The 24,443-nt window shown below is 56.6% G+C and carries 23 protein-coding genes; 8 read left to right on the top strand and 15 right to left on the bottom strand.

Going from position 1 to position 24,443, the window contains the following annotated elements; all coding sequences use genetic code 11:
* Positions 1 to 74 precede the first annotated feature (74 nt).
* The 7 genes from AC6I8B_RS04210 to proB form a co-directional block, all read right to left on the bottom strand.
* Positions 75 to 368: a hypothetical protein gene (locus AC6I8B_RS04210; protein WP_033766602.1), complete on the bottom strand. Its 294-nt coding sequence runs from the start codon at positions 366 to 368 to the stop codon at positions 75 to 77.
* The gene (locus AC6I8B_RS04205; protein WP_157351603.1) at positions 365 to 712 is read right to left on the bottom strand and encodes a DUF7940 domain-containing protein; all 348 of its coding nucleotides are present in this window, start codon (positions 710 to 712) and stop codon (positions 365 to 367) included. Before AC6I8B_RS04205 ends, AC6I8B_RS04210 begins: the two co-directional genes overlap by 4 nt.
* Entirely contained in the window at positions 709 to 1,176 is a 468-nt protein-coding gene (locus AC6I8B_RS04200; protein ID WP_010255203.1) for a glycoside hydrolase family protein, read from the bottom strand. The genes AC6I8B_RS04205 and AC6I8B_RS04200 overlap by 4 nt, the downstream gene beginning before the upstream one ends.
* A gap of 204 nt (positions 1,177 to 1,380) precedes the next feature.
* Positions 1,381 to 1,659 carry a transcriptional antitermination N peptide gene (locus AC6I8B_RS04195; RefSeq protein WP_071785064.1) on the bottom strand — a complete coding sequence of 93 codons (279 nt, stop codon included), beginning with the start codon at positions 1,657 to 1,659 and terminating at the stop codon, positions 1,381 to 1,383.
* Between the two features lie 423 nt (positions 1,660 to 2,082).
* On the bottom strand, positions 2,083 to 2,814 hold the full coding sequence (locus AC6I8B_RS04190) for a S24 family peptidase (RefSeq protein WP_010255201.1): 732 nt from the start codon (positions 2,812 to 2,814) through the stop codon (positions 2,083 to 2,085).
* Between the two features lie 360 nt (positions 2,815 to 3,174).
* Positions 3,175 to 4,428 carry a glutamate-5-semialdehyde dehydrogenase gene (gene proA, locus AC6I8B_RS04185; protein WP_033766601.1) on the bottom strand — a complete coding sequence of 418 codons (1,254 nt, stop codon included), beginning with the start codon at positions 4,426 to 4,428 and terminating at the stop codon, positions 3,175 to 3,177.
* 10 nt (positions 4,429 to 4,438) lie between these two features.
* Positions 4,439 to 5,542, bottom strand: coding sequence for a glutamate 5-kinase (gene proB, locus AC6I8B_RS04180; protein WP_010255198.1), 1,104 nt, complete (start codon positions 5,540 to 5,542; stop codon positions 4,439 to 4,441).
* Positions 5,543 to 5,780: 238 nt separating this feature from the next.
* Between proB and ompC the strand changes: the two genes are divergently transcribed.
* Complete coding sequence (gene ompC, locus AC6I8B_RS04175) at positions 5,781 to 6,893, top strand: porin OmpC (RefSeq protein WP_010255197.1); 1,113 nt, start codon at positions 5,781 to 5,783, stop codon at positions 6,891 to 6,893.
* Positions 6,894 to 7,225: 332 nt separating this feature from the next.
* Here the strand turns inward: ompC and crl are convergent, their stop codons facing one another.
* The 3 genes from crl to gpt all read right to left on the bottom strand — a co-directional run bounded on the left by crl (position 7,226) and on the right by gpt (position 9,584).
* A complete protein-coding gene (gene crl, locus AC6I8B_RS04170) occupies positions 7,226 to 7,627 on the bottom strand; it encodes a sigma factor-binding protein Crl (protein WP_003851176.1) in 402 nt (133 codons plus the stop codon).
* Between the two features lie 134 nt (positions 7,628 to 7,761).
* Complete coding sequence (gene frsA, locus AC6I8B_RS04165; protein ID WP_061901724.1) at positions 7,762 to 9,009, bottom strand: esterase FrsA; 1,248 nt, start codon at positions 9,007 to 9,009, stop codon at positions 7,762 to 7,764.
* 116 nt (positions 9,010 to 9,125) lie between these two features.
* Complete coding sequence (gpt, locus tag AC6I8B_RS04160) at positions 9,126 to 9,584, bottom strand: xanthine phosphoribosyltransferase (RefSeq protein WP_009091894.1); 459 nt, start codon at positions 9,582 to 9,584, stop codon at positions 9,126 to 9,128.
* A 254-nt stretch (positions 9,585 to 9,838) separates the two neighbouring features.
* Here gpt and pepD point away from each other — a divergent pair, with 254 nt between their 5' ends.
* The 4 genes from pepD (at position 9,839) to AC6I8B_RS04140 (ending at position 15,153) form a co-directional block, all read left to right on the top strand.
* The gene (gene pepD / locus AC6I8B_RS04155; protein WP_010671162.1) at positions 9,839 to 11,296 is read left to right on the top strand and encodes a beta-Ala-His dipeptidase; all 1,458 of its coding nucleotides are present in this window, start codon (positions 9,839 to 9,841) and stop codon (positions 11,294 to 11,296) included.
* 260 nt (positions 11,297 to 11,556) lie between these two features.
* Positions 11,557 to 13,062 carry a sugar ABC transporter ATP-binding protein gene (locus AC6I8B_RS04150; RefSeq protein ID WP_031292786.1) on the top strand — a complete coding sequence of 502 codons (1,506 nt, stop codon included), beginning with the start codon at positions 11,557 to 11,559 and terminating at the stop codon, positions 13,060 to 13,062.
* A complete protein-coding gene (locus AC6I8B_RS04145; RefSeq protein ID WP_010671160.1) occupies positions 13,059 to 14,060 on the top strand; it encodes an ABC transporter permease in 1,002 nt (333 codons plus the stop codon). The genes AC6I8B_RS04150 and AC6I8B_RS04145 overlap by 4 nt, the downstream gene beginning before the upstream one ends.
* Positions 14,061 to 14,085: 25 nt before the next feature.
* Positions 14,086 to 15,153, top strand: coding sequence for a sugar ABC transporter substrate-binding protein (locus tag AC6I8B_RS04140; RefSeq protein WP_157351601.1), 1,068 nt, complete (start codon positions 14,086 to 14,088; stop codon positions 15,151 to 15,153).
* Between the two features lie 36 nt (positions 15,154 to 15,189).
* On the opposite strand, the gene dinB is transcribed toward AC6I8B_RS04140, so the two are convergent.
* Entirely contained in the window at positions 15,190 to 16,245 is a 1,056-nt protein-coding gene (dinB, locus tag AC6I8B_RS04135; RefSeq protein WP_031590388.1) for a DNA polymerase IV, read from the bottom strand.
* A 244-nt stretch (positions 16,246 to 16,489) separates the two neighbouring features.
* Here dinB and dpaA point away from each other — a divergent pair, with 244 nt between their 5' ends.
* The gene (gene dpaA, locus AC6I8B_RS04130) at positions 16,490 to 17,233 is read left to right on the top strand and encodes a peptidoglycan meso-diaminopimelic acid protein amidase (protein ID WP_010255183.1); all 744 of its coding nucleotides are present in this window, start codon (positions 16,490 to 16,492) and stop codon (positions 17,231 to 17,233) included.
* Here the strand turns inward: dpaA and AC6I8B_RS04125 are convergent.
* Positions 17,204 to 17,971, bottom strand: coding sequence for a class II glutamine amidotransferase (locus tag AC6I8B_RS04125; RefSeq protein ID WP_010255181.1), 768 nt, complete (start codon positions 17,969 to 17,971; stop codon positions 17,204 to 17,206). The genes dpaA and AC6I8B_RS04125 overlap by 30 nt on opposite strands.
* A 51-nt stretch (positions 17,972 to 18,022) precedes the next feature.
* Entirely contained in the window at positions 18,023 to 18,601 is a 579-nt protein-coding gene (gene lpcA, locus AC6I8B_RS04120) for a D-sedoheptulose 7-phosphate isomerase (protein ID WP_010255178.1), read from the bottom strand.
* A 253-nt stretch (positions 18,602 to 18,854) separates the two neighbouring features.
* Here lpcA and fadE point away from each other — a divergent pair, with 253 nt between their 5' ends.
* Entirely contained in the window at positions 18,855 to 21,305 is a 2,451-nt protein-coding gene (gene fadE / locus AC6I8B_RS04115; RefSeq protein ID WP_010255176.1) for an acyl-CoA dehydrogenase FadE, read from the top strand.
* Positions 21,306 to 21,498: 193 nt separating this feature from the next.
* On the opposite strand, the gene mtnK is transcribed toward fadE, so the two are convergent.
* Complete coding sequence (gene mtnK, locus AC6I8B_RS04110) at positions 21,499 to 22,698, bottom strand: S-methyl-5-thioribose kinase (protein ID WP_157351599.1); 1,200 nt, start codon at positions 22,696 to 22,698, stop codon at positions 21,499 to 21,501.
* Positions 22,699 to 22,820: 122 nt separating this feature from the next.
* Here mtnK and mtnA point away from each other — a divergent pair, with 122 nt between their 5' ends.
* The gene (gene mtnA, locus AC6I8B_RS04105; protein ID WP_089414533.1) at positions 22,821 to 23,843 is read left to right on the top strand and encodes an S-methyl-5-thioribose-1-phosphate isomerase; all 1,023 of its coding nucleotides are present in this window, start codon (positions 22,821 to 22,823) and stop codon (positions 23,841 to 23,843) included.
* 56 nt (positions 23,844 to 23,899) lie between these two features.
* Here the strand turns inward: mtnA and AC6I8B_RS04100 are convergent, their stop codons facing one another.
* Positions 23,900 to 24,442 (bottom strand): 1,2-dihydroxy-3-keto-5-methylthiopentene dioxygenase, encoded by a 543-nt coding sequence (locus tag AC6I8B_RS04100; RefSeq protein ID WP_010671156.1) that lies wholly within the window; start codon positions 24,440 to 24,442, stop codon positions 23,900 to 23,902.
* Position 24,443: the final 1 nt, after the last annotated feature.

Here is a 24,443-nt window from a genome sequence, read left to right as displayed (position 1 = left end):
TTTTTTGCGCGTCATCGCCGTAGGTATAAAGAGGGGAAAAAAGTACGCAGGCAGAGTCGGTGATCGCCACCGGCTCAGGGTTTGTGGTATTTCGACTGCTGCAGCTTGTCGCGAGCAGCAGCGTCATCAAGGCTATGGTTGTCAGTCGCCACACGGTTAGCCTCCTCGCGGTTATGTTGTTGCTGTTGCGCCACCGCGGTGACGCGGGACGCCTCCTGTTGCGCGTTATCGACGTCAGAACGCGCTTTTTGCTGCACTTTGCCGATTTTCTTGCCGCCGAAATAACTGGCGGCCAGTGCCGCAATGACGCCAGCCAGCGCGGCGAGCCAGTGCCAGCTGCCGCCCAGTAAGGTGGTAATCAGAGTCATGGCTTCGCTCCTTGAGACTGCTCCTTCGCATTGAGCAGGTTTTTCTGACGAACAAATTGTGCAATCACCCCCATCGCCACCATGAAGGCGCCCACCAGCCCGAGGTAGTTGTGCGGCAGAATCGCTTTAACGTCTTCGGGCAGTGCGCTCCAGGCATCAACGGCGGCAGAAGGAAACGACTGCGCCCAGGCGCTGAGCATGGAACCCAGCGACGCAAGCCAGACAGACCAGGTTTTGAAAAGCAGACGGGCATGAGAGACAAACTGGAGGGTGGTAAAGCGCTGCAGCAGCAGCAGAATGATGATTGCCGTCAGCACGGCGGTGAGAAACATCAACCCTCTCATAGCAACCCCCTGTAAACCGCATAGGTTCCGCTGCGCATCATCTCCGCGTGACGTCTGGCGCGGCCCGGCGTCTGACGGGCCCAGAGGCTGTTCATCATCGCGTCAGCCGCATCATTAAACTGTTCAGCCACGATCGCGCTGAGCATGTTTTTGAACTGCAGGACGCCCTCGACGCCCAGCTGATAAGCCATGCTCAGCAGCACGTCGGTGCGGGCGTCGTTGCACTTCGCCAGCGCATTACGCAGCAGCTCCCTGCCCTGCATCTCCTGAATTTTGTTTTCAAGAATGCACTGCTTCCAGACATCACCGACGCGCCGTGGCACGCGGAAAGCGTAATTACTCAGAGACGCCCCCTTGGGTCCAATGCGAATGCCGCCGGCCACCGTGGGAAAGCCCAGCGTGTCGAGATAGGGCGTGTCGACATACCCCTCTTCAAAATTCAGTACTGCGATTATCTGGCTCATAACGACTCCTCAATGACGGGTTAAAGCAACTCAGCCTTGTGAAAAGAAATACATAACGCTCGCTGATCATTACTCAGCACGGCGCAGCAGAAGGCCTTACTGACCCTGCAGCAAAACTGAACAGTAATTCAGCAAATTGCGCCCAGTGAGAACTGGAGAAAGCGAAGAGTTAGCCGGAACGGAAAAATGCGTTTTCTGCGCGTTTCAGCTCACGGCGTAGAGATGAACGTGCGGAAGACAGCAATTGTCGAAACTGGGTGTTTCCTGACTGGTGACGCGGGGTGCAGTAATTGCGCGGTCAACGCGCGGGGCGACCTGACGCTGGCAGATTTGCTCTGCACGTCTCAGGGTGGGTGTTTCAGTTGGGAAGTTCAGGGCCTCGTCGATGCTCTGTGTCAGGCTGCTGAGAGGTTGGCGCCGCCGGTGGCGACGAGTACGTGCGTTGCCTATAAAAACGCTTTTGCCATAGTGAATTATCGCCATAACTCCTCCTGTGAATGAGTCTTTGGCGATGGGGTGGCAGGCGCGAGCTTTCGGCGAACCGAACGGGCCCGAATGTCGCGTATCACGGTCGCACGCTTACCGCCCGGCTGCATTAGCAGTCAGGTGGAAAGTAAGCGAGGGGAAATAAACGGCATCTGACGACGCTGCATTTTGCGCATCCACCCCATCCCAAAGTTCACTAACTTTGTGGTGGTATGATTCGCGCTTGTGCAGCGCCTCAATTGTTTAAGAGCGGCTCGTCCCTGAAAGAACTGCTTCGTTCATCCATATCCAAATTATTAACAGGTTCTTATGCTTTATCAAACACTGTTGGTTAATTTTTTATTTACCGCTGGTTAAATTTATGAATTTATGCCGATTATTTTTTTTTCAGCCTTCCTGAAAAAACCGGCAGAAGTGGCCTTAACCGAGGATTTGATAATGTCGCGCCTGGCTCATGATCACTTTGGCCAGTACCTTCAGGCTGGTGACGTCATCATGATTGAGATACCAGGTTTCATAGCGCTTATTATCTGATATTACAGCGATTTTCTTATGCTGCAGCTGCAGGCGCTTGAGATAGAGCTGCTCATCGAGGGTGAAAATATAGATGCCGTCGCCGTCGAACATCCGCACGCTGATATCCACAAACAGCTGATCGCGCGGTGCAAAGGTGTCAGCCATGGAGTCACTGTTGATAGCGATTAACCGGATGTTTTCCGCCGGGCGCCCGTTGAACAGCACCCGCGCCTCATCCAGACCATATTCGATCGCCTGGATAGTCTCGACAAACTCATCACGCGCGGGCAGGCCTGCAGCACTTCGCTGACCAATGTCGAGGCTATCAATCCGAAACACATTCTTCTGACCGGTGAGCGCACTTAGCGTCACCGGTTCAGCAGGTTGTTCCATACCGTATTGCAGCCACTCAACCCTGACGCCCAGCAGCTGGCTGAGAGCCAGTAAATTGCCGCCATCCGGCACTGACTGCGCGTTAAACCACTTCCACACTCCCGGCGTTGAAATCTTACAGCCTTGCTGCTGCAGAGCCCTGGCAACCTGTTTGTTTCGTCCATGTCCGGCAATGCCGGCACTCTCACAGGCCGCTATCAGCCTGGCGGTGAAAGCTTGTCTTGTACTTTCTTTTTTAACCATTAGTTAATAATCAGCCATAGAAGAGATACTGGATGTTATTTTCATTATTGCTACCAGTTCATTTTATATTACCGCTCGTTTACTACCTAACCGCTTTATCAAGCATTCCTGATAATCATTATCCGCTTCAGCCCACGGCTGGACAAAAAATATTGCCTCAGGCCGCGTACAGCCCCGGCTTTCAGGAATGTTCCGTAAAAAATTGCGTGAATATCAGCCAGAATAATGGCCAGTAGTGACGAGACCGGAACGGAAATTAAGCTGATGCGCAGAAAACTCTATCTTTCAATGGACCGGAAAATGGAGCTAAAAAAAAAGGGAGTCTCTGAAAGACTCCCGCTTTGTTAAAAATTATGGCAGTTATGGCCGGAGCGTATCGTCGCCCCATGCTATCCATTTATAGGTCGTCAGCGCCTCTAATCCCATCGGGCCACGAGCATGCAGTTTCTGTGTACTGACCGCCACTTCGGCACCCAGGCCAAACTGTCCGCCATCGGTGAAGCGGGTGCTTGCGTTGACATAGACCGCTGAGGAGTCGACCTGACGGACAAAACGCGCGGCGTTGCGGGTATTACGGGTCAGGATGGCATCCGAGTGCTGCGTGCCATGCGTACGAATATGATCGATCGCCTCATCCATATCCGCCACTAATTTGACGTTAAGATCCAGCGACAGCCACTCATCATTGTACTGCTGCGGATTCACCTGCGTGACCGATGCCGGGCCTTGCTGCAGCTGCGCCAGCACGTTGCTGTCAGCATGCAGCGCAATCGCTTCCTGTGCCATACGCGCGCTAAAGGCGGGCAGGAAACGATCGGCAATCGCCTGATCCACCAGCAGCGTCTCCAGTGAGTTACAGGCGCTGGGGCGCTGTTTCTTGGCGTTGACGATCAGATCAAGTGCCGGTTCGATCTCCATCGTCTCATCAATATAGATATGACAAACGCCGATGCCGCCGGTAATCACCGGAATAGTGGAGTTTTCCCGGCACAGCTTGTGCAGCCCGGCTCCGCCACGCGGGATCAGCATATCGACGTAGCGATCCAGCTTCAGTAGCTGATTCACCAGCTCGCGATCCGGATTTTCGATCGCCTGAACGATCGCCGCAGGCAGACCGTGCTGTTTGAGCGCGTTCTGGATCACTCGTACCGTGGCCGCATTGGTGCGCCAGGTCTCTTTACCGCCGCGCAGAATGGCGGCGTTGCCGGTTTTCAGGCACAGAGTGGCGACGTCCACCGTGACATTGGGACGCGCCTCGTAGATTACGGCCACCACGCCCAGCGGCACGCGACGACGCTCAATGCGCAGCCCGCTGTCGAGCTGACCGCCGTCAATTAGCTGTCCAACCGGATCGGCCAACTGGCAGACCTGGCGCACATCGCTGGCGATGCTGCCGAGGCGTTGCGGATTGAGTGTCAGCCGGTCCAGCAGCGCGGCGCTCATACCGTTCTGACGCGCATCGGCTAAATCCAGCTCATTGGCCGCCAGAATGTCTGCGCTTTCCGCCTCCAGACGGTCGGCAATAGTCATCAGAACCTGATTTTTCTCTGCCGTCGACAGATCGGCCACGGTGTAAGCTGCGGCGCGCGCCGCTTTTCCCATCTCTTCAAGCATTGTCCGCTCCTTAACTGACGATCATGTCGTCGCGGTGAACCGCCACCGGGCCATATTCATAGCCCAGGATTTCGCTGATCTGCTGGCTGTGATGACCGGCAATCATCCGCATCGCGTCGCTGTTGTAGCGTGAAACACCATGCGCGATATCCCTGCCCTGCAAACTGCGGATACGGATCACTTCCCCACGTGAGAAATTCCCCTGGATAGCACGGATCCCTTTCGGTAGCAGCGAACTGCCGCGTTCAATAATTGCTGCCAGCGCACCATCATCGACGGTGAGTTCACCTGCCGGAGGCGCACCGAAAATCCAGCGTTTACGATTTTCCAGCGGCGATTGCTGCGCATGAAAGCGCGTACCGACCGGCTTACCGTCAATGACATCGCTGATCACGCCGCTGCGACTGCCTGAGGCGATGATCACATCGATACCGGCGCGGCAGGCGACATCCGCCGCCTGAAGCTTGGTCGACATGCCACCGGTGCCGAGACCCGATACGCTGTCGCCCGCCAGGGCACGCAACGCATCATCAATCACATGGACATCACTGATCAGCTCAGCCTCAGGATTGTTACGCGGATCGGCGGTGAACAGTCCCTGCTGGTCGGTCAGCAGCAGCAGCTTGTCGGCACCGCCGAGCATCGCCGCCAGCGCCGAGAGATTGTCGTTGTCACCCACTTTGATTTCAGCGGTGGCGACGGCATCGTTCTCATTGATCACCGGCACAATGTGGTTATCCAGCAGCGCGCGCAGCGTGTCGCGGGCATTCAGGAAGCGCTCGCGATCTTCCATGTCGGCACGGGTCAGCAACATCTGACCAATATGGATACCGTAGATTGAGAACAACTGTTCCCACAGCTGAATCAGACGGCTCTGCCCCACCGCAGCCAGCAGCTGCTTTGAGGCGATGGTGGGCGGCAGTTCGGGGTAACCCAGATGTTCGCGTCCGGCGGCCATCGCGCCAGAGGTCACAATCACAATGCGGTGGCCCGCCGCGTGCTGCTGCGCACACTGACGAACCAGTTCCACCATGTGCGCCCGATTCAGCCGGCGGGAGCCGCCGGTGAGAACGCTGGTACCCAACTTGACCACTAAGGTCTGACTGCCACTCATATTTCCTGCCGTAGTGAAAAATTTTTACGAAAGGACGTTTTAACAGGAGTCGATAAGGAAGCCAACAGCCAGCGGGGGAAAAGCACGAATTTACGCGGACAAGGACGTAGACCAAAAGTTCAGGGTTAACAAGAAATCATGAAAAGTGTCATAAAAAGTTCATCGCCGACGGGTAAAAAGTCCGTGCTTTACAAAAACTTTCATTTTTTTACGGCGTTCACATTGGGATTGATAGCAAATGAAGAAAAGCACACTGGCCATGATCCTCTCCACGCTGACGCTGGCATCTGCCGCGCAGGCTGCCGAAATCTATAACAAAGATGGCAACAAACTGGACTTATACGGCAAAGTTAAAGCTGAGCACTACATCAGCGATAATGCCAGCCAGGATGGAGACAAGTCCTATACCCGTATCGGCTTTAAGGGTCAGACACAGATTAACGACCTGATGACCGGTTATGGTCAGTGGGAATATCAGTACAACGTCAATAACTCCGAGGGCAGCGACGCCAACAATGGCAACAAAACCCGCCTTGGGTTTGCTGGTCTGAAATTCTCGCAGTATGGTTCGGTCGATTACGGTCGTAACTACGGTGTGCTGTATGACGTTGAGGCCTGGACCGACGTGTTCCCGGAATTCGGCGGTGACGGTACAGCCCGTTCCGATAACTTTATGACCCAGCGCGCTACCGGTGTGGCGACTTACCGTAACAACAACTTCTTTGGTCTGGTCGATGGGCTGAAGTTTGCGTTGCAGTATCAGGGTAAAAACGACGCCACCAGCGCCAACACCCGCACCGACATCAACCGTCAGAATGGCGACGGCTACGGTGCCTCACTGGGCTATGCCCTGGGTGATTCCGGTGTGAGCCTGATGAGTGCCATCACCTCTTCTGACCGTACCAACCAGCAGCAGGCACGCGCCTATGGCGGCGGTGACCGTGCGGATTCCTGGGGTGCAGGCGTGAAGTATGATGCCAACAGCGTCTACCTGGCGGCGATCTATACCGATACCCGCAACATGACACCAATCAGCGGCACCAACCGTAACACCGGTGCTACCGTCGCGGGCGCAGCCAACAAAGCGCAGAACATCGAACTGGTGGCGCAGTATCAGTTTGATTTCGGCCTGCGTCCTTCCATTGGCTATGTACAGACCAAAGGCAAAGATATCGAAAACGGTATCGGCGATGCGGATCTGGTGAAGTATATCGACGTGGGCGCGACCTACTACTTCAACAAAAATATGTCTGCCTTCGTTGATTACAAAATCAACCAGCTGGATGATGACAACGCGCTGTCGATTAACAACGATGACGTGGTCGCGATGGGTGTGACTTACCAGTTCTGATTTCAGGCTAATGCCGGACAGCATAAGCTACAGAATGTATGAGCATGAAAAAGGGCGCGTTTTTCAACGCGCCCTTTGCTTGTTAACAACATCTGGCCCGCTCTGCTATGAGATCGAGCTGCGCAGGGAACACGGTCAGATCGGAAAGACGCAAAAGACGTCATCCTTGACAGGCTCGGCCCGCGCCGTCCCTGGCGCGGGACGCTTTCCTCTTCTGCCCGTGTTCCCTGCGCGTTGAGCTTATTCGTTGCTGCCAGATTCACCCTACTTGAGATTTGTCAGCAGTTTGTGGGCAAGCGTTTTAACTCACCCTTTAATCTCTAAACACCCAATCAGGCGCTCAGCTTCACCGGTTTCTCATCGAAATCGCTGGCCGGAATCAGATCCAGCTCGAACTCTTTCAGCATCGCTTTCAGACGGGTATGGAAATTCCGTAAGGTCTCTTCCACGCGCGCCGTATTCTCTTTGCCTTTGATGGTTGCCACCGACCAGTCACCCTCTTTATCGAACAGACCGATATGGTAGACATAGGTAAAGTGGTCAGCCTGCGCTTCCAGCTCCATCCACCAGCCCCAGAACTCACGCAGTTCCGGTGCCGGTTTCACATTAACGCAGGCAGCCAGGCAGTCGAAAAAGAACCGGGTTTCGCCACATTTCCCATCGCGAATATAAGGCCCAAGCTCCGTAAAGCGCTTAAGCAGGCGACTGCGGGGATGACCACTTGGTAACGTCATGCTGAATCTCCATAGATTTTGACCGCTATACAGCCTTGATTTTCCGGACGGCCAGGGGATGTCATGTTTCTCGCTTAACGGCAGCCCGGAAGAATTCCGCTACTAGTTGTAGCAAATACTGTAAATTTTGCCAGTTACCTTTTTAAACGCTTCTCCAGCCAGTCGCAAATTTCATTCAGCGCCTTGTCGAAACTGGCCATCATCGGCTTCACCGGAATCAGCAACGCTTTGCCATCTGACGAAGAGTTAGCGATCAGCTTGCTCTCCTCTTCCGGGCTGAAAAGATCGTTTTGCCAGTAGCCCGACAGCATGGGTGTCGGCGTCCGGCGGCCCAGCAATCCCTGAGTTTTCAGCGAATATCGATTGAGTTCGGTACGCAGCGCACTGTCAGAAGCGGTTGCCATGCCCAGCCGGCTCGCCAGCATATCCATATACATATCCGGGATCTCATCCTGCAACGCTGTCTGCGTCAGCAGCGCATGCACAATCGGGCCAAGACAGGCGACCCCACGCAGCCGCTGCGATTCCAGATAGGCCAGTCGTACGGCCACGTTAGCGCCAAAGCGATAACCAAACGCCGCCACGCGGGTATGGTCGATCCAGGGCACGTTTTTCAGATCGCGCAGCACCTGCTGATGCAGAAAGCTGGTGTCCTGACTCAGCGTCCATTTCACCGAGTTGCCTACCGACGGCACATCAATGGTCAGCATGGCGATGCCGCGCGGGGCAAGGTAATCATGGAACAGGCGATAGTGATCGCTCTGTAATGAGTCGAGCGCGCCACAGAACAGCACGGTGGGATAAGGCGCTTCAACGTCAGGCGGCATGTGCAGAAAACCGTTAACCGGGCTGCCACCCTGAATGGCGAACGTCAGCGGTTTCAGCTCGCCCGGCAGGCGTTGAGTCGCCTCTTCATAGGCGCGGTTCGCCAGCGTCTGCGCCTGGTCGGCCAGCTCATCCCCTTTTATATAGGGATAGGCCGCAACGCTATAGAGATGCGCCGCGTGTAGCCAGTAGTCGCCCGCCTCGCTGTCGTCGGTGGCCTCCAGCGCTTTCTGCTGCCAGATACCCGCCTGTTTACACCATTCGAAATGCCAGTTGCCGCCGCGAAAACCGATTACAGTGTCGAGCAGCGTCTCATCCGTATGTTCAACATTGCTGATAGCAATCCGAGCCAGCACTTCGCTGATCTCCTGCGGCGTCAGGCCACGCCATGTCCACATCAGCTTATTCAGCATACGATACCAGCCACGCTGGCTGTCACCATCCAGGGCTGAGTGGACATCCGAAGTAGCATGATGGTGGCGGCGAACCAGGGATGAGGTTTCAGGATGTTTAAAGCGCGGTTTGAACAACTCCTCGCTGAGATTTTTGCTCGACATACTCACTTCTCCTGCAACAGAAACGGCGATGGCTAAGTGTACTGTACGGCAATTCGGGGTGCGAGGCACAGAAAGCACAACGCCCGGAAAACCGGGCGTTGTCTGATGCATATCAATCAGCTTTTAACAATCGGCGGGATGTAGACCACGCCCATATCCCACGGCTGCTCGATCCAGGTATCCTGCGGAATATCGACAATATAATCATCAACCAGTGAGCGACCGGCCGGTTTAGCGAAAATGGTGCAGAAACGCGCTTTCGGATACATCTCGCGAATCGCCTGGGCGGTGCCGCCGGTATCCACCAGGTCATCGATCACGATAAAGCCTTCACCGTCGCCTTCTGCGCGCTTCAGAACTTTCATTTCGCGCTGATGATCGTGGTCATAGCTGGAGATGCAGACGGTATCGACGTAGCGGATACCCAGTTCACGTGCCAGCAGCGAAGCCGGTACCAGACCGCCGCGGCTCACCGCGATAATGCCTTTCCACTGTTCAACAGGAAGCAGGCGCTGGGCCAGTTTACGGGCATGAATCTGAAGCATGTCCCAGGTAACGACGTATTTTTCGCTCATAGAATAGAAATCCCAGCCAACCGAGGTGGCGTAAAAATGTGCAACGGGGAAAAGGTTGCGCGAGATTATAAGGAGTTGACGCACTAAAAACCAGCACCCGCGCACTGGTTGCGGCTTTTTAGCGCGTCTGAGAGCGCACCCGGTAGAAAACAGTGATATTCTCGGGCCTGGCTCGTCAGATTCTCTGACGGCGATTTTTCACTGGAAACTCGCGATGTCCGGCCTCGCCGGTACACTGACACAGGAGACCTGTCGTGTCTGAATTGTCTCAACTCTCTCCACAGCCGCTGTGGGATATTTTCGCTAAGATCTGCTCTATTCCCCATCCCTCTTTTCACGAAGAAGCGCTGGCGAGTTACATCGTCGGCTGGGCCAAAGAGCAAGGCTTCTGGTGTGAGCGCGATCAGGTCGGCAACATCCTGATTCGTAAGCCCGCCACCGCAGGCATGGAAAACCGTACCCCGGTTGCGCTACAGGCGCATCTGGATATGGTGCCGCAGAAAAATAACGACACCGTTCATGACTTCACCAAAGATCCGATTCAGCCCTGGGTTGACGGTGAGTGGGTGAAAGCGCGCGGCACCACGCTGGGCGCGGACAACGGCATCGGTATGGCTTCTGCGCTGGCAGTACTGGCTGACAACAGCCTGACGCATGGCCCGCTGGAAGTGCTGCTGACCATGACTGAAGAGACCGGTATGGATGGCGCATTCGGTCTGCAACCCAACTGGCTGCAGGCAGAAATCCTGATCAACACCGACTCCGAAGAAGAAGGTGAGATCTACATGGGCTGCGCGGGCGGTATCGACTTCGTCACCACCCTGCCACTGACCCGTGAAGCGGTGCCTGCTGAATTCCAGACCCTGAAGCTGACGCTGAAAGGCCTGCGTGGCGGTCACTCCGGTGCCGATATTCATATGGGCCTCGGCAACGCCAACAAACTGCTGGCGCGCTTCCTGGCGGCACACGCTGCTGAACTGGATCTGCGTCTGCTGGCCTTCAGCGGCGGTACGCTGCGCAACGCGATCCCGCGTGAAGCCTTCGCTACCGTGGCGGTCGAGAGCCACAAAGCGGATGCGCTGAAATCAGCGGCGGCGCACTTCCTGAGCGCCATCAAAAATGAGCACGGCATCAAAGAGCCGAACATCGCACTGGTCACTGAGCCACTGGCGCATCAGGGTGATGCCCTGAACGCTGACAGCCGCGATCGCTTCCTGAACCTGCTCAACAGCATGCCAAACGGCGTGATCCGCAACTCCGACGTGGCGAAAGGCGTGGTAGAAACCTCACTGAATATCGGTGTGGTGACCATGGAAGCCGATCATGCAGAGATCAACTGCCTGATCCGTTCGCTGATCGACACCGGCCGCGATTATGTGGTGCAGATGCTGACCTCACTGGGCCAGCTGGCCGGTGCACAGACCAAAGCGAAAGGCGGCTACCCAGGCTGGCAGCCTGATGCGGACTCCGCCATTATGGCGCTGACCCGTCAGACCTATATCGCGCTGTTTGATAAGACCCCGAACATTCAGGTGATCCACGCCGGTCTGGAGTGTGGTCTGTTCAAAAAACCGTATCCGGAGATGGATATGGTATCGATTGGGCCGACCATCACCGGGCCGCACTCGCCGGATGAGCAGGTTCACATCGAAAGCGTTGGCCTTTACTGGAAACTGCTGACCACCCTGCTGAATGTGGTGCCAGAAAAGTAATTCTGTCACAAAAAAAGTAAACCAGGCTCCGGCCTGGTTTTTTTATGCCTGTGACTTTCCCCCAGCATAATTCGCTGCCTTTTCCGTCCTTTACCCCGTTATTCCGCCGCTTTCCCGCGCTTCGCTGGTCACAGCCGCCATTATGTCCAGATGTCTGGATGGCTAATAAGATTTCGTGCTAGCTTATGCGCTTTCGGCTGTTGCCGCGCCTTAAGGTTCAGGAAAAAATGCGGCCAGTGATTCTTCAGGAGAGTAATGACATGCCAGGGTTAAACTGCCTTGAGATGCGTAACATCTCCATCGCTTTTGGCGGGTTTGCCGCGCTATCGTCGGTGGATTTCCGCAGTGACGGCCATTCAGTACATGCTCTGACCGGCGCTAACGGCGCGGGCAAGTCAACACTGATGGCGATCCTTTCCGGTGCGCACAGCCACTACAGCGGCGAGATCCTGCTGGATGGTGAGCCGGTCTCCATCCGTACGCCGCGTGATGCGAAACGGCTGGGTATCCATCTGGTTCAGCAGGAAGTGGACGTGGCGCTGGTGCCGCAGCTCAGCGTAGCGGAAAACATTCTGCTGGATCGGCTGGCAGAGCCTGGCCACCGCTATCGCTGGGGCGAGGTTCGGCGTCAGGCGCGGGCGCTGCTGGCTCAGCTCGACGTGGCGCTGGACGTCAACCGGCTGGTGGAGCGCTGTACCCTGGCTGAAAAGCAGCAAATTCTGCTGGCGCGCGCGCTGTCGCACCACTGCCGCTTTCTGATTCTGGATGAACCCACCGCCCCGCTGGATCAGCATGAAAGTGAGCGGCTGTTTGCTGTGGTGCGTCGCCTGCAGGCCAGCGGCATCGGCGTGGTGTTTATCTCTCACCGCATCCATGAACTGAAAGCAATCTGTGACCAGCTGACGGTGCTGCGTGATGGCCGGTTGATCGAAACCGGCCCGATGGCGGCACTGAGCGGTGAGCAGATCGTGGAGAAGATGCTGGGGCATCAGCTCACCGATATCTTCCCGGCCCGTCGTGCGCAGCAGACTCAGCCGCTGCTGCTGGCGATTGACGGTCTTCATGATGAGCAACTGCTGCAGGATATCTCGCTACGATTGCACAAAGGGGAAATTCTGGGCATTGCAGGCCTGGCCGGTGCCGGTAAAACCGAACTCTGTAAGGCGCTGTTTGGTGCCAGCAAAAGCCGCGTCAGTCGCGGTGAACTGCATGGCCAGCCGTGGCAGCCCCGTTCGCCGCATGACTCCGTCAGTCGCCGCATGGCGCTGGTGCCGGAGGAGCGGCGCAAAGAGGGGATCTTTATTGATGAGTCGGTGGCAATGAACCTCAGCGTCAGCGCAGACGACAGCTTTTCGCGCTGGAGCCTGTTTGGCCATCGCCAGGCGTGGCGCTGGGCGGAGCAGGTTATCCAGCAGTTGCAGGTGCGCACCACCGGTCCGGCACAGACGCTGCGCCGTCTCTCCGGCGGCAATCAGCAGAAAGTGGCGATAGGCAAATGGCTGCGCAACAACGCCGACGTGCTGATTTTCGATGAGCCGACGAAAGGCGTCGATATCAAAGCCAAAACCGAACTCTTCACCCTGATCGATAACCTGGCGCGCGAGGGGAAAGGCATCATTTACGCGTCGGGAGAGTTTTCTGAACTGGTCGGTTTATGCGACCGGATTTGCGTGCTCTGGGATGGACGCATTGTGGCCGAACTGGCTGCACGCGACGTCACCGAAGAGACGCTTTTGCTCTATTCCACCGGAGGAACCCCTGCGTGAGCAGCAAAGAAACCAGCCTGAATCTGACAGCCTCGCCGTGGCGTCACCAGTTGTTCGACTTTCTCTATAAATGGGGCATGTTGCTCACGGTGGTGATCCTGATCGCCGCCTTTGGTCTCGCCTCCGACAGCTTCCTTGAACCCAACAACATCATCAATATTCTGCGCTCAATTGCCATTGTCACGGTGATTGCGATCGGCGTCTCGATCTCGCTGACCGTTGGCGGCTTTGATCTGTCGGTCGGATCGACCGCCTCGCTGGCCAATGCGCTGGTGATTTCACTGTTTGTCTGGTACGGCTTCGGCACTACCACCGCCATCCTGCTCACCCTGGCGCTCTGCACCCTGGTCGGGCTGTTTAACGCCTTTCTGATTGTGATCCTGCGCATCCCCGACATGCTGGCAACGCTGGCGACACTGTTTGTGATTCAGGGTGTGGCGATGACCTACAGCTTTGGCGGATCGATCACCGAGAACATGGTGCTGCCGAGCGGTGATATGGCGGAAGGCACCATTCCGGCGGCGTTTGGCCTGCTCGGCCAGGTGCCCACCATCGTCATCATTATGCTGGTCGTCACCGTCGCCGCGCAGCTGGCGCTCTCACTGACTAAACATGGTCGCCGGATGTATGCGCTGGGCGGCAATCCGGAAGCGGCGCGCCTTTCCGGCATCCGCACCACCCGCTATCGGGTGCTGGCTTATGTGATCGCCTCACTGCTGGCCGGTCTGGGCGGCATTCTGCTCGCCTCGCGTATCGGCTCCTCGCAGGTGAACGCCGGTAGCGGCTACCTGATGGACGCGGTCGCGGCGGCGTGGATCGGCTTCTCACTGGCGGGTTCCGGCAAGCCGAATGCACTGGGCACGCTGGTCGGTGCGGTGATCCTCGGCGTGCTGCAGAACGGTCTGGTGATGCTCTCTGTTCCCTACTACGCCATGGACATTATTAAAGGGCTGGTGCTGGCTTTAGCACTGGCGATCACCTATATCCAGCGCCGCTGAGGCGCGTTTACCGGAGTTGATAACAATGCAAAAAATAACACTCTCGCTGCTGGCCCTGAGCCTGCTGAACGCCAGCGCCGCCTTCGCGGATACCGTCACGCCGGTGCCTGCGGCTATCGCCAGTCATGATGGCCCGATCCGTATTGCGGTGATCCGCAATCTCGGCTCCGATGACAACACCACCCAGTTTGTTTCCGGTGCCATTCAGCAGGGTCGTCAGCTTGGCTTCAAGGTCAGCACCTTCCTCAGCAATGGCGACGATGCGCGCTTCCAGGATTTCGTGAATCAGGCGATCAGCCAGAAATATGACGGCATCGTGCTGTCGCACGGTAAAGCGCCCTACGCCAGCGGACTGGTGAAGCGCATTGCCGATGCAGGCATTAAGCTGTCGGTGTTTGATACGCCGGTGGATAGCCCGATCCCGGGCGTCACCGTCACCGCGCAGGATGACGCTTCACTGGCGCAGCTGTCGCTGGGCCAGCTCATCCATGATTTCAACGGCAAGGCGAACATCGTCAAGCTATGGGTTGCCGGTTTCCCGCCGATGGAACGCCGTCAGGTGGTGTATGAAAAACTGCTGAAAGAGAATCCGGGCATTCATCAGCTTGAGTCGATTGGTGCGGTTTCAACTGACGTTCAGGGCGACACCGCCAATAAAATTGGCGCGATTCTGGCGAAATACCCGAAAGGCAAAATCGACGCCATCTGGGGTGCCTGGGATGCCTTCAGCCAGGGCGCTTACAAAGCGCTGCAGGAGAATGGCCGTACCGAGATCAAGCTCTACAGCATTGATGTCTCGAACCAGGATTTGCAGCTGATGCGCGAGAAAAACAGCCCGTGGGTGCAGACGGTAGCGGTGGATCCTAAAACTATTGGCGCGGTGAATATGCGTCTGGTGGCGAAGAAAATTGCCGGTGAAGAGACGCCCGCGACTTATCAGTTTAAAGCGGCATCAATCTCTCAGCAGCAGCTTAACAGCCAGCCTGGCGCGGTGAACGTCGCGTCGCTGAACAAGATCATTCCGGGCTGGGGCAGCAATGAGGATTTCGTCGCACCGTGGTTTGCGACCCTGGCGGCGAAATATAAGAAGTAATCGGATGTCAGCCTTGCCGGTCGGTGAGGCTGACGGTTACAGACCCAGCAGCAGCTGACGCTCCAGCTGGGGATCCACCATCGTCACATGTAATCCCACCAGCCGCACGCCGCGCCCGGCACGACGCTCATCCCAGGTTTTACGGGCGATGGCAATCATGTCCTCTTTGTTCAGCACCGGCCAGATATGCTCCTGGGTCGTCTGCTGAAAATCACTGAACTTCAGTTTGACGCCCTGACGCGCCACCTGCTTGTCAGGTCGGATCTGCGTCAGCCGGCGATCCAGTTCGGCGTAGAGAAAATCGATAATTTCCAGGCAGGCATCCCAGTCGCTGATATCTTCCGCCAGCGTTCGTTCAACCCCCAGCGATTTACGCTCGCGCTCAACGATCACGCTGCGGTCATCAATGCCATTACTGCGCTCCCACAGCACCCGGCCAAACTTGCCAAAGCGCTTTAACAGCAGCGCTAAGTCCGCCTTCTGCACGTCGCCACAGGTTACCAGCCCCATCTCTTCCAGCTTTTTGGCCGAGACCTTGCCGACGCCAGGGATTTTCGCCAGCGGCAGGGTCAGCAGAAAACCGGACATCTCCGGCGGGGTAATCACGAACTGCCCGTCCGGCTTATTGAGGTCAGAGGCGATCTTCGCCAGAAATTTAATCGGGGCGATGCCCGCTGAGGCGGTAAGCCCGGTTTCACGGTAGATGGTGGCACGGATCGCCTGCGCCATCAGCGTGGCAGAGCCGTGACAGTGGGGGCTGTCGGTGACATCCAGGTAAGCTTCATCGAGGGAGAGCGGTTCAATCAGCGGCGTATAGCGGGTAAAGATGTCGCGGATCTGCGCGGAGGCTTCTTTATAGGCGTCAAAGCGTCCTGGCAGCAGACGCAGATGCGGGCATAACTTGAGGGCCATGCCGGTTGGCATCGCGCTGCGCACGCCAAATTTGCGCGCCGGATAGTTGGCGGTGCTGATCACGCCGCGACGTTCGCGGCTGCCACCAATGGCGATCGGGATGTCGCGCAGCTGGGGATTATCACGCATCTCCACCGCGGCATAGAAGCAGTCCATATCGACATGAATGATTTTACGCATACCCCCTCCGGCACTGGATAAGTATACAGTTGGCAGGGGTAACTGCAATATTTGTCGCGCTGACGATTAAAGTTTACAAATTTCTGGCCGAATATCCTTCAGTAAATCGCGAATTTGGCTGACGCCGTCTTGCTAAAAAAACAGACAATGTTTAATGTTGCGCTGCGGTAGCGGACAGTTCCGATAATGCAAACAGAGACGCACATTTTGCGTCATGTTCTCTTCACCTCAAGGTACACACAGCATGGGCAAAATCGCACTCCTGTTTGCGATGATTTTACTGCCAGCCCTCAGCATGGCAATGACACCCGAACCCGTCTCAACGGCACCGGTCAGCAAAGAATTAAAGAAGCAGTTACTCGGCACCCCGGTCTATATCCAGATCTTCAAGGAAGAACGCACGCTCGAACTCTACGGCAAAATCGGTAACGAATACCGCCTGCTGGACACCTACCGCATCTGTAACTTTTCTGGCGGCCTCGGCCCGAAACGCCGTGAAGGCGATTTCAAAAGCCCGGAAGGTTTTTACAACGTGAAGCTGAATCAGCTGAAGCCGGATAGCCGGTTTTATCGCGCGATCAACATCGGCTTTCCGAATCAGTACGATCGTAATCAGGGCTACAGCGGCAATTACCTGATGATTCATGGCGACTGTAAGTCGATTGGCTGCTATGCCATGACTAACGCCTATATGGATGAGATTTTTACCTATGTGAATGCCGCACTGCGTAACGGCCAGCAGGATATCAGCATCAGCATCTATCCATTCCGCATGACCGACAGCAATATGCAGCGTCACCGCTACTCCACCTATGCCAGTTTCTGGCAGCAGCTGCAGCCGGGATACGCTTACTTTGCTAAATATCATCAGCCGCCGATGGTTAATGTCGCCAGCGGTAAATATGTGATGAACAGCAGCCCGGCACCGGTTTTAGCCAGTCCCGAAGCCGCTTCACGTTCATTCCTGGCGCTCTCCAAGGCAGAATAACGCCCATTCACCTGGCACAATCCGCTGCCAGGTTTCATTGGCCGTCAGTGGCTGCGTAGCAATCACCGTCACCACGTCATGCGGCGTGGTGTGCTGCTGAAAATCGACCTCCACATCCTGATCCAGTAACTGCGCCCGGCCAAAGGGTGCGCGGCGGGTGATCCAGTAAAGATTGGTGGAGCAAAAGGCCATCAGATAACGGCCGTCTGACAGCAGCATGTTAAACACGCCCTTCTGCCGCAACGTGCCGGCAAGCTCCCCGATAAAACGGAATACCGCAGGCCAGTTGCCTGGCGTACGCGGATAGCGCGTCGCCAGCTGATGCAGGATCCAGCAGAACGCCTTCTCACTGTCCGTTTCGCCCACCGGCCGGAATGTGCCGGTCTCCAGCTGCCGATAGCCCCTGAGCTGCCCGTTGTGCGCATAGGTCCAGTTACGGCCCCACAACTCACGGGTAAACGGGTGGGTATTTTCCAGCGACACCTGCCCGCGATTCGCCTGGCGGATGTGCGCCACCACCGAATGCGATTTGATCGGATACTCCTGCACCAGACGCGCAATCGGCGAGTTAAAGCTCGGCAGCGGATCTTTAAACGTACGACAACCTTTATCTTCGTAGAAGGTAATGCCCCAGCCATCTTTGTGAGGCCCGGTTCCACCGCCACGCTGAACCAGACCGGTAAAGCTGAAACAGATATCCGTGGGAACATTGGCGCTCATCCCGAGCAATTCGCACATAGCCACCGCCTTAGAGTAAGCGGCCTCCCGTCAGGCGGGAGGCCAGCGCAGTTACTTCACCATCTCTTTTTCGATCAGCAGCATCAGGATGTGGATCACTTTAATGTGGATCTCCTGGATGCGATCGGCATAACCAAAGTGTGGCACCCGGATTTCAATGTCGGCACTGCCTGCCATCTTACCGCCATCTTTACCGGTCAGGGTGATCACTTTCATCCCCTGCGCACGGGCAGCTTCAATCGCTTTAATGATATTGGCAGAGTTACCGGAAGTTGAGAGGCCCAGCAGCACATCGCCCGGACGCCCTACCGCTTCCACATAGCGTGAAAAGACATAGTCATAACCAAAATCATTACTGACGCAGGAGAGATGGCTGACATCAGAGATGGCAATCGCCGGATAGCCAGGACGATTTTCGCGGTAGCGACCGGTCAGCTCTTCAGCGAAATGCATCGCATCGCAATGTGAACCGCCGTTACCGCAGGAAAGCACCTTGCCGCCCGCCTTAAAGCTGTCAGCCAGCAGCACCGCCGCACGCTGGATCGCATGGATATTGGCCTCGTCGCTGAGGAATTTATTCAGCGTATCAGCAGCTTCATTAAGCTCAGAGCGGATAATGTCCTGGTACATAGGGATGTCCTTTTTTAGGAGAGGTTAATCGCAGCAAGTTTAACGGAATGGCCGGTCAGCGCAAAGCGTCATGCCATGGCTGGCCAGGCAGTGGCGGTGATTATCGCTGCAGCAGGTGATGCAAAAATGGACAGAAATCGGTTTTTGTGAGGCAGGTTGTAATTGCGATGTAAACAAATTGATAAATCAACCCAACTGCTCTAAACCTCTCTACATAACAGGTCAGACCTCTTACTACTTGGAGCGGTTCATTATGATGGTTGTCTCGATACTTGCCACAGTGGCGCTGATTGGCGCCCTGTTCTATCACCGCCTGTCGTTGCGGCTCAGCAGCGCGATTCTGCTGCTGTGGACTGCTGCGATGGCTTTTGCTCACCTCTGGACGCCATGGTTACTGTTGCCGCTGGCGATCATTCTGCTGCCGTTCAACCTGCCGTCACTGCGCCGCAGCCTGTTTTCAAAGCCGATGTTTCAGCGCTTCCAGCAGGTGATGCCGCCGATGTCACGCACCGAAAAAGAAGCGATCGATGCGGGCACCACCTGGTGGGAAGGCGATCTGTTTCAGGGCAAACCAGACTGGCAGAAGCTGCACAACTATCCGCAGCCGCGCCTGACCGCCGATGAGCAGGCTTTTCTCAATGGTCCGGTTGAAGAAGCGTGCCGCATGGCCAATGATTTCCAGATTACCCATGAGCTGGCCGATATGCCGCCGGAACTCTGGGCTTATCTGAAAGAGCATCGTTTCTTCGCGATGATTATCAAAAAAGAGTATGGCGGACTCGATTTCTCCGCCTATGCGCAGGCCTGCGTGCTGCAAAAACTGTCGGGCGTCTCCGGGATTCTGGCGATTACCGTGGGCGTGCCTAACTCATTAGGTCCGGGCGAACTGCTGCAACACTACGGCACTGAAGAGCAGAAAAATCACTATTTACCCCGGCTGGCACGCGGCGATGAGATCCCCTGCTTTGCGCTGACCAGTCCGGAAGCGGGCTCAGATGCCGGAGCCATCCCCGATACCGGCGTGGTCTGCATGGGCGAGTGGCAGGGTCAGCAGGTGCTGGGCATGCGGCTGACCTGGAACAAGCGTTATATTACGCTGGCGCCGATCGCCACCGTGCTGGGGCTGGCATTTAAACTCTCCGACCCGGATCATCTGCTCAGCGATAACGAGAATCCTGGCATTACCTGTGCGCTGATCCCGACCAACACGCCCGGCGTGGAGATTGGTCATCGCCACTTCCCGCTTAACGTGCCGTTCCAGAACGGGCCGACACGCGGCAATAATATCTTTGTGCCGATTGACTATATTATCGGCGGCCCACAAATGGCCGGTCAGGGCTGGCGGATGCTGGTGGAGTGTCTGTCTGTGGGTCGCGGCATTACGCTGCCATCGAACTCAACCGGCAGCCTGAAAAGTGTGGCGCTGGCGACAGGCGCCTATGCCCATATCCGTCGTCAGTTCCGCGTCTCAATCGGTAAGATGGAAGGGATTGAAGAGCCGCTGGCGCGCATTGCCGGTAACGCATACGTGATGGATGCGGCGGCCACGCTGATTACAGCCGGTATTATGCAGGGTGAAAAACCGGCAGTGCTGTCAGCGATTGTGAAATATCACTGCACCCATCGCGGTCAGCGCGCCATTATCGACGCCATGGATATTGCCGGCGGTAAAGGCATTATGCTGGGTAACAGCAACTTCCTGGCCCGCGCCTATCAGGGTGCGCCTATCGCCATCACGGTGGAAGGGGCTAATATTCTGACCCGCAGCATGATTATCTTCGGACAGGGTGCGATTCGCTGCCATCCTTACGTACTGCAGGAGATGGCGGCGGCAGCCAGCAACGATGTTAACGCGTTTGATCAGGCGCTGTTCAGCCACATCGGTCATGTCGGCAGCAGCACCATGCGCAGCCTGTGGCTGGGCTTAACCGCCGGACGCACCAGCGCCACCCCGACCCGCGATGGCACCCGTCGTTACTATCAGCATCTGAACCGCATCAGTGCCAACCTGGCGTTGCTCTCTGATGTGTCGATGGCGGTGCTGGGCGGCAGCCTGAAACGTCGTGAGCGTATTTCGGCGCGTCTGGGCGATGTGCTGAGCCAGCTCTATCTCGCTTCGGCGACGCTGAAACGCTATGACGATGAAGGCCGCAACGAAGCCGATCTGCCGCTGGTGCACTGGGGCGTGCAGGATGCGTTACATCAGGCGGAAGTCGCGATGGACGATCTGCTGCGTAATTTCCCGAACCGTCTGGTCGCGGGCGCATTGCGGATGACTATTTTTGCAGGCGGTCATCACTGCCCTGCTCCGTCTGACCGTCTGGACCATCAGCTGGCAAAACTGCTGCAACAGCCGTCAGCTACCCGTAGCCGTCTGGGCCGTGGCATGTACCTGACGCCCAGCGAGCACAACCCTGCCGGTCAGCTGGAACAGGCGTTGCAGGATGTGATGGCGGCAGAAGTGATCCATGACAGGCTGTGCAAACAGACGAAGCAGCACCTCTCTTTTACCCGGCTGGATGCGCTGGCGAAGCGGGCGCTGGAGCAGGGCTGGATTGATGCTAAAGAGGCTGAAGTGTTGCAGCGTGCTGAGGCCAGCCGCCTGCGTTCGATTAACGTCGATGAGTTTGAGGCGGATGCGCTGGCAGTGCCGGTGCCAGAGAAAGCTCCTCAGGCTGCGTCGCGGGCGAGTGAGGCAGCATAGTTTTAGCGTTAGCCTGCATCACCGGCGCAGGGAGCAGGGTCAGAAGAGGAAAGCGTCCCGCGTCAGGACGACGCGGGCCGAGCGAGCCAGGGATGGCTTTAGCGACTTTCCGATCTGCCCCTGTTTCCGGCGCGGGCACACTCTTACAGCCAGCCTTTGATTTACCTGAAAGCCGACATCACGTCGGCTTTTTTTATCCCGCCTGACGGATGCGGGCAATCAGCGCATCCACATCTTCTACATGATCGGCCGCCAGAATCAGCGTGCGTCCCAGATTAATCGCATTACGGATGCAGTCGGTACGCATCGCCGGATCGGCAATCAGCTTCATATCCGCCACGTGTGACATCCCCACCGTGCGGCGAATCAGTTCGGTGCCGCAGTAACCGATGGTATCGGCCCATACTTTACGCAGAAACGCCTCCGCATAGCCTGGATAAGCCAGCGCCTCATCACGGGTTTTCTCAGCCGCCAGTGCCAGAAAGCCCGAGGCAAAGGTGGTCCAGAGGGTGTGCACATCGCTGAGACGCTGCTCGCGTGCATCGGCGGCCTCACGCGGTGGCAGCAGACCCGGCACGCCGCAGTAGTTAATCAGCAGGTTGCCGATGGCGGTGCCGACATCAAAACCGATAGGGCCAAAATAACCAAATTCCGCATCAATCGCTTTCAGGCTGTTATCAGCAACGAAAATCGATCCGCTGTGAATATCACCATGCAACAGCGCTTCAGCGTGGGCAAAGAAACGATGCTTGAGACCGCCCACCGCAATGCGCAGTGCATCGTCATTACGCAGGCTGGCGACCAACGGTTCAAGCGCTTCGGGGTAGCTATTGCGCTCATGGTCGGTATAGGGATCGTTAAAGAAAAGATCTTCGGTGATTTCACACATTTCCGGATTAATAAAACGCGCCACTTCCGCTTTTTTCTGGTGCGGATGCAGGATGAAATCGGAGGTATGAAACAGGGTTTGTGCCAGATAGTCGCCTAACTGCTGAGCCGCTTCCGGGTAGTAAGCGCCCTTCACCAGCTCGCCGCGCCAGATGCGATGACTGGAGAGATCTTCCATTACCATCACCGCCAGCTCCGCATCGTAATGGGTGATCTTCACCGTGTGCTGCGGACAATATTTGTAGTGTTCGACCAGGGTCTGCGCTTCCAGCCGCGCCCGATCCAGCGTCAGCGGCCACGACTCACCCACACAGCGCACATAGGGCAGCGCCTGCTTGACCACCACCCGGCTGTTGCCCTGATCGTCATAAATTTTAAACACCAGGTTGAGGTTGCCATCACCAATCTCTTCTGCGCTGCTCAGCGCGGCAGGATTGTCCACGCCGCCAAATTGTCGGGCATATTCCACAGCATCAGCAGCAGTAAAGGTACGGTATTGCGACATTGCCTGTTCCTCATCAATCGAAGGGGGATAACCTGGGTGTAATAAGCCGTTCAGACGTCTATACATCCGTTCAGCATGTTGGCACAATAGGTATCATTAACGCAACATGGATTTCACCCACAATGCAGACACTTCAAACCACCAGCTTACAGGTTCGTGACAATCAGCTCTGGATTCTGGATCAGCAGGCACTGCCGCAGCAAAAGAACTGGCTGTCCGCGCACAGCGTGCCCCAGCTGATTGAACATATTCATGCGCTGCGGGTGCGCGGTGCGCCGCTGATCGGCCTTTCCGCCTCGCTGCTGCTGGCGTTGCTGGCAGAACAGGGGCAGACGCGCGCTGAACTGGCGCAGGCACTGGAGACCCTGCGCGCCGCCCGCCCTACCGCTGTCAATCTGATGAACAATCTGGACCGGATGAAACTGGCGCTGGCGCAGCCGGACTTTGCCCCCGCGCTGGCAGAAGAAGCCTGGCGACTGGTGCAGGAAGATAAGCAGCTGTGTGACGCCATCGCTGACGCGGGTTGTACGCGGGTGAAACCTGGCAGCCAGCTGCTGACCCACTGTAATACCGGCGGACTCGCCACCGCCGGTGTGGGCACCGCCCTTGGCGTGATTGCTCGTGCCCATCAGCAGGGGCTGATTAAGAATGTCTGGGTTGATGAAACCCGACCGCTGTTACAGGGCGGCCGGTTAACCGCCTGGGAGCTGGGCGAGCTGGCGATTCCTTACACCCTGATTACCGATTCCATGGCCGCCAGCCTGATGGCCCGTGGAGAGGTCGATGCCGTATGGGTAGGCGCTGACCGCATTGCCGCCAACGGCGATGTGGCGAATAAAATCGGCACCTACAGCCTGGCGGTGCTGGCCCATTATCATCAGATTCCGTTTTACGTGGCGGCCCCGCATACCACGCTGGATCGCAGCTGTCCGGACGGCGCAGCGATTCCTATTGAACAGCGCGCCGCCAGTGAAGTGACGGGCGTTGCCGGCAGTTTTGGCAGCGTGCAGTGGGCGCCGGAAGCGGCGAAGGTCTATAACCCGGCGTTTGATGTCACGCCCGCCACCCTGATCAGCGGCTGGGTACTGGACACCGGGGTAGTCACGCCTGACCAGGTTCAGGGTGGCATTTTCCAGCCACAATAACGGTCTGCAAGGCGTTTACCGTGAGCGACAAACGCCTTGCGAAAACAACGGGCGGTTTACGCCAGACGCGGATAGGCATCCGCAATCTTATCGCCGGTAAAGTTCGCTACCCAGCCTTCCTGATTATCGAAAATACGGATAGCCGTGAAGTGCGGTGACGATCCCATATCAAACCAGTGTGGTGTTCCCGCTGGTACCGAGATCAGATCGTTTTTTTCGCAGAGGATCTGCAGGATCTCGCCATCCAGGTGCAGACAGAAGAGTCCGGCACCCTCAACAAAGAAACGCACCTCATCTTCGCCGTGTGTATGTTCAGAGAGGAACTTCTCGCGCAGCACGGTTTTCTGGGGATTATCGGCGCGCATGCTGATCACGTCCCAGCTCTGATAGCCCTTCTCTGCCACCAGCCGATCGATCGCATGCTGATAGGCGTTGATCACCGTTTCGGGATCCGGATTTTCACCCAGATCGCGATCGGCTTCCCAGCGCTCAAAACGGACGCCTTTGGTGCTCAGGCGTTCACGAATCTCTTCCGCGTCGGTGCTGTGCCACACCGGCTGGCTGGCTTCGCGGTCGGTAAAAATAGTCAGTGCGCTCATC

The organism is Pantoea sp. X-Soil-ISGK-285 (genome assembly GCF_059730815.1).
Note: the sequence above shows the minus strand (reverse complement) of the source record. Positions and strands in the feature narration are given on the sequence as shown.

Coding starts and splice junctions, on each gene's coding strand:
- mtnA (WP_089414533.1), top strand. CDS start 22,821: ATGCAGACACTTCAAACCACCAGCTTACAGGTTCGTGACAATCAGCTC.
- lpcA (WP_010255178.1), bottom strand. CDS start 18,601: ATGTACCAGGACATTATCCGCTCTGAGCTTAATGAAGCTGCTGATACG.
- dpaA (WP_010255183.1), top strand. CDS start 16,490: ATGGGCAAAATCGCACTCCTGTTTGCGATGATTTTACTGCCAGCCCTC.
- gpt (WP_009091894.1), bottom strand. CDS start 9,584: ATGAGCGAAAAATACGTCGTTACCTGGGACATGCTTCAGATTCATGCC.
- proB (WP_010255198.1), bottom strand. CDS start 5,542: ATGAGTGGCAGTCAGACCTTAGTGGTCAAGTTGGGTACCAGCGTTCTC.
- proA (WP_033766601.1), bottom strand. CDS start 4,428: ATGCTTGAAGAGATGGGAAAAGCGGCGCGCGCCGCAGCTTACACCGTG.
- AC6I8B_RS04200 (WP_010255203.1), bottom strand. CDS start 1,176: ATGAGCCAGATAATCGCAGTACTGAATTTTGAAGAGGGGTATGTCGAC.
- crl (WP_003851176.1), bottom strand. CDS start 7,627: ATGACGTTACCAAGTGGTCATCCCCGCAGTCGCCTGCTTAAGCGCTTT.
- AC6I8B_RS04125 (WP_010255181.1), bottom strand. CDS start 17,971: ATGTGCGAATTGCTCGGGATGAGCGCCAATGTTCCCACGGATATCTGT.
- AC6I8B_RS04210 (WP_033766602.1), bottom strand. CDS start 368: ATGACTCTGATTACCACCTTACTGGGCGGCAGCTGGCACTGGCTCGCC.
- AC6I8B_RS04140 (WP_157351601.1), top strand. CDS start 14,086: ATGCAAAAAATAACACTCTCGCTGCTGGCCCTGAGCCTGCTGAACGCC.
- AC6I8B_RS04205 (WP_157351603.1), bottom strand. CDS start 712: ATGAGAGGGTTGATGTTTCTCACCGCCGTGCTGACGGCAATCATCATT.
- fadE (WP_010255176.1), top strand. CDS start 18,855: ATGATGGTTGTCTCGATACTTGCCACAGTGGCGCTGATTGGCGCCCTG.
- AC6I8B_RS04195 (WP_071785064.1), bottom strand. CDS start 1,659: ATGGCGATAATTCACTATGGCAAAAGCGTTTTTATAGGCAACGCACGT.
- ompC (WP_010255197.1), top strand. CDS start 5,781: ATGAAGAAAAGCACACTGGCCATGATCCTCTCCACGCTGACGCTGGCA.
- mtnK (WP_157351599.1), bottom strand. CDS start 22,698: ATGTCGCAATACCGTACCTTTACTGCTGCTGATGCTGTGGAATATGCC.
- dinB (WP_031590388.1), bottom strand. CDS start 16,245: ATGCGTAAAATCATTCATGTCGATATGGACTGCTTCTATGCCGCGGTG.
- AC6I8B_RS04190 (WP_010255201.1), bottom strand. CDS start 2,814: ATGGTTAAAAAAGAAAGTACAAGACAAGCTTTCACCGCCAGGCTGATA.
- AC6I8B_RS04100 (WP_010671156.1), bottom strand. CDS start 24,442: ATGAGCGCACTGACTATTTTTACCGACCGCGAAGCCAGCCAGCCGGTG.
- AC6I8B_RS04150 (WP_031292786.1), top strand. CDS start 11,557: ATGCCAGGGTTAAACTGCCTTGAGATGCGTAACATCTCCATCGCTTTT.
- frsA (WP_061901724.1), bottom strand. CDS start 9,009: ATGTCGAGCAAAAATCTCAGCGAGGAGTTGTTCAAACCGCGCTTTAAA.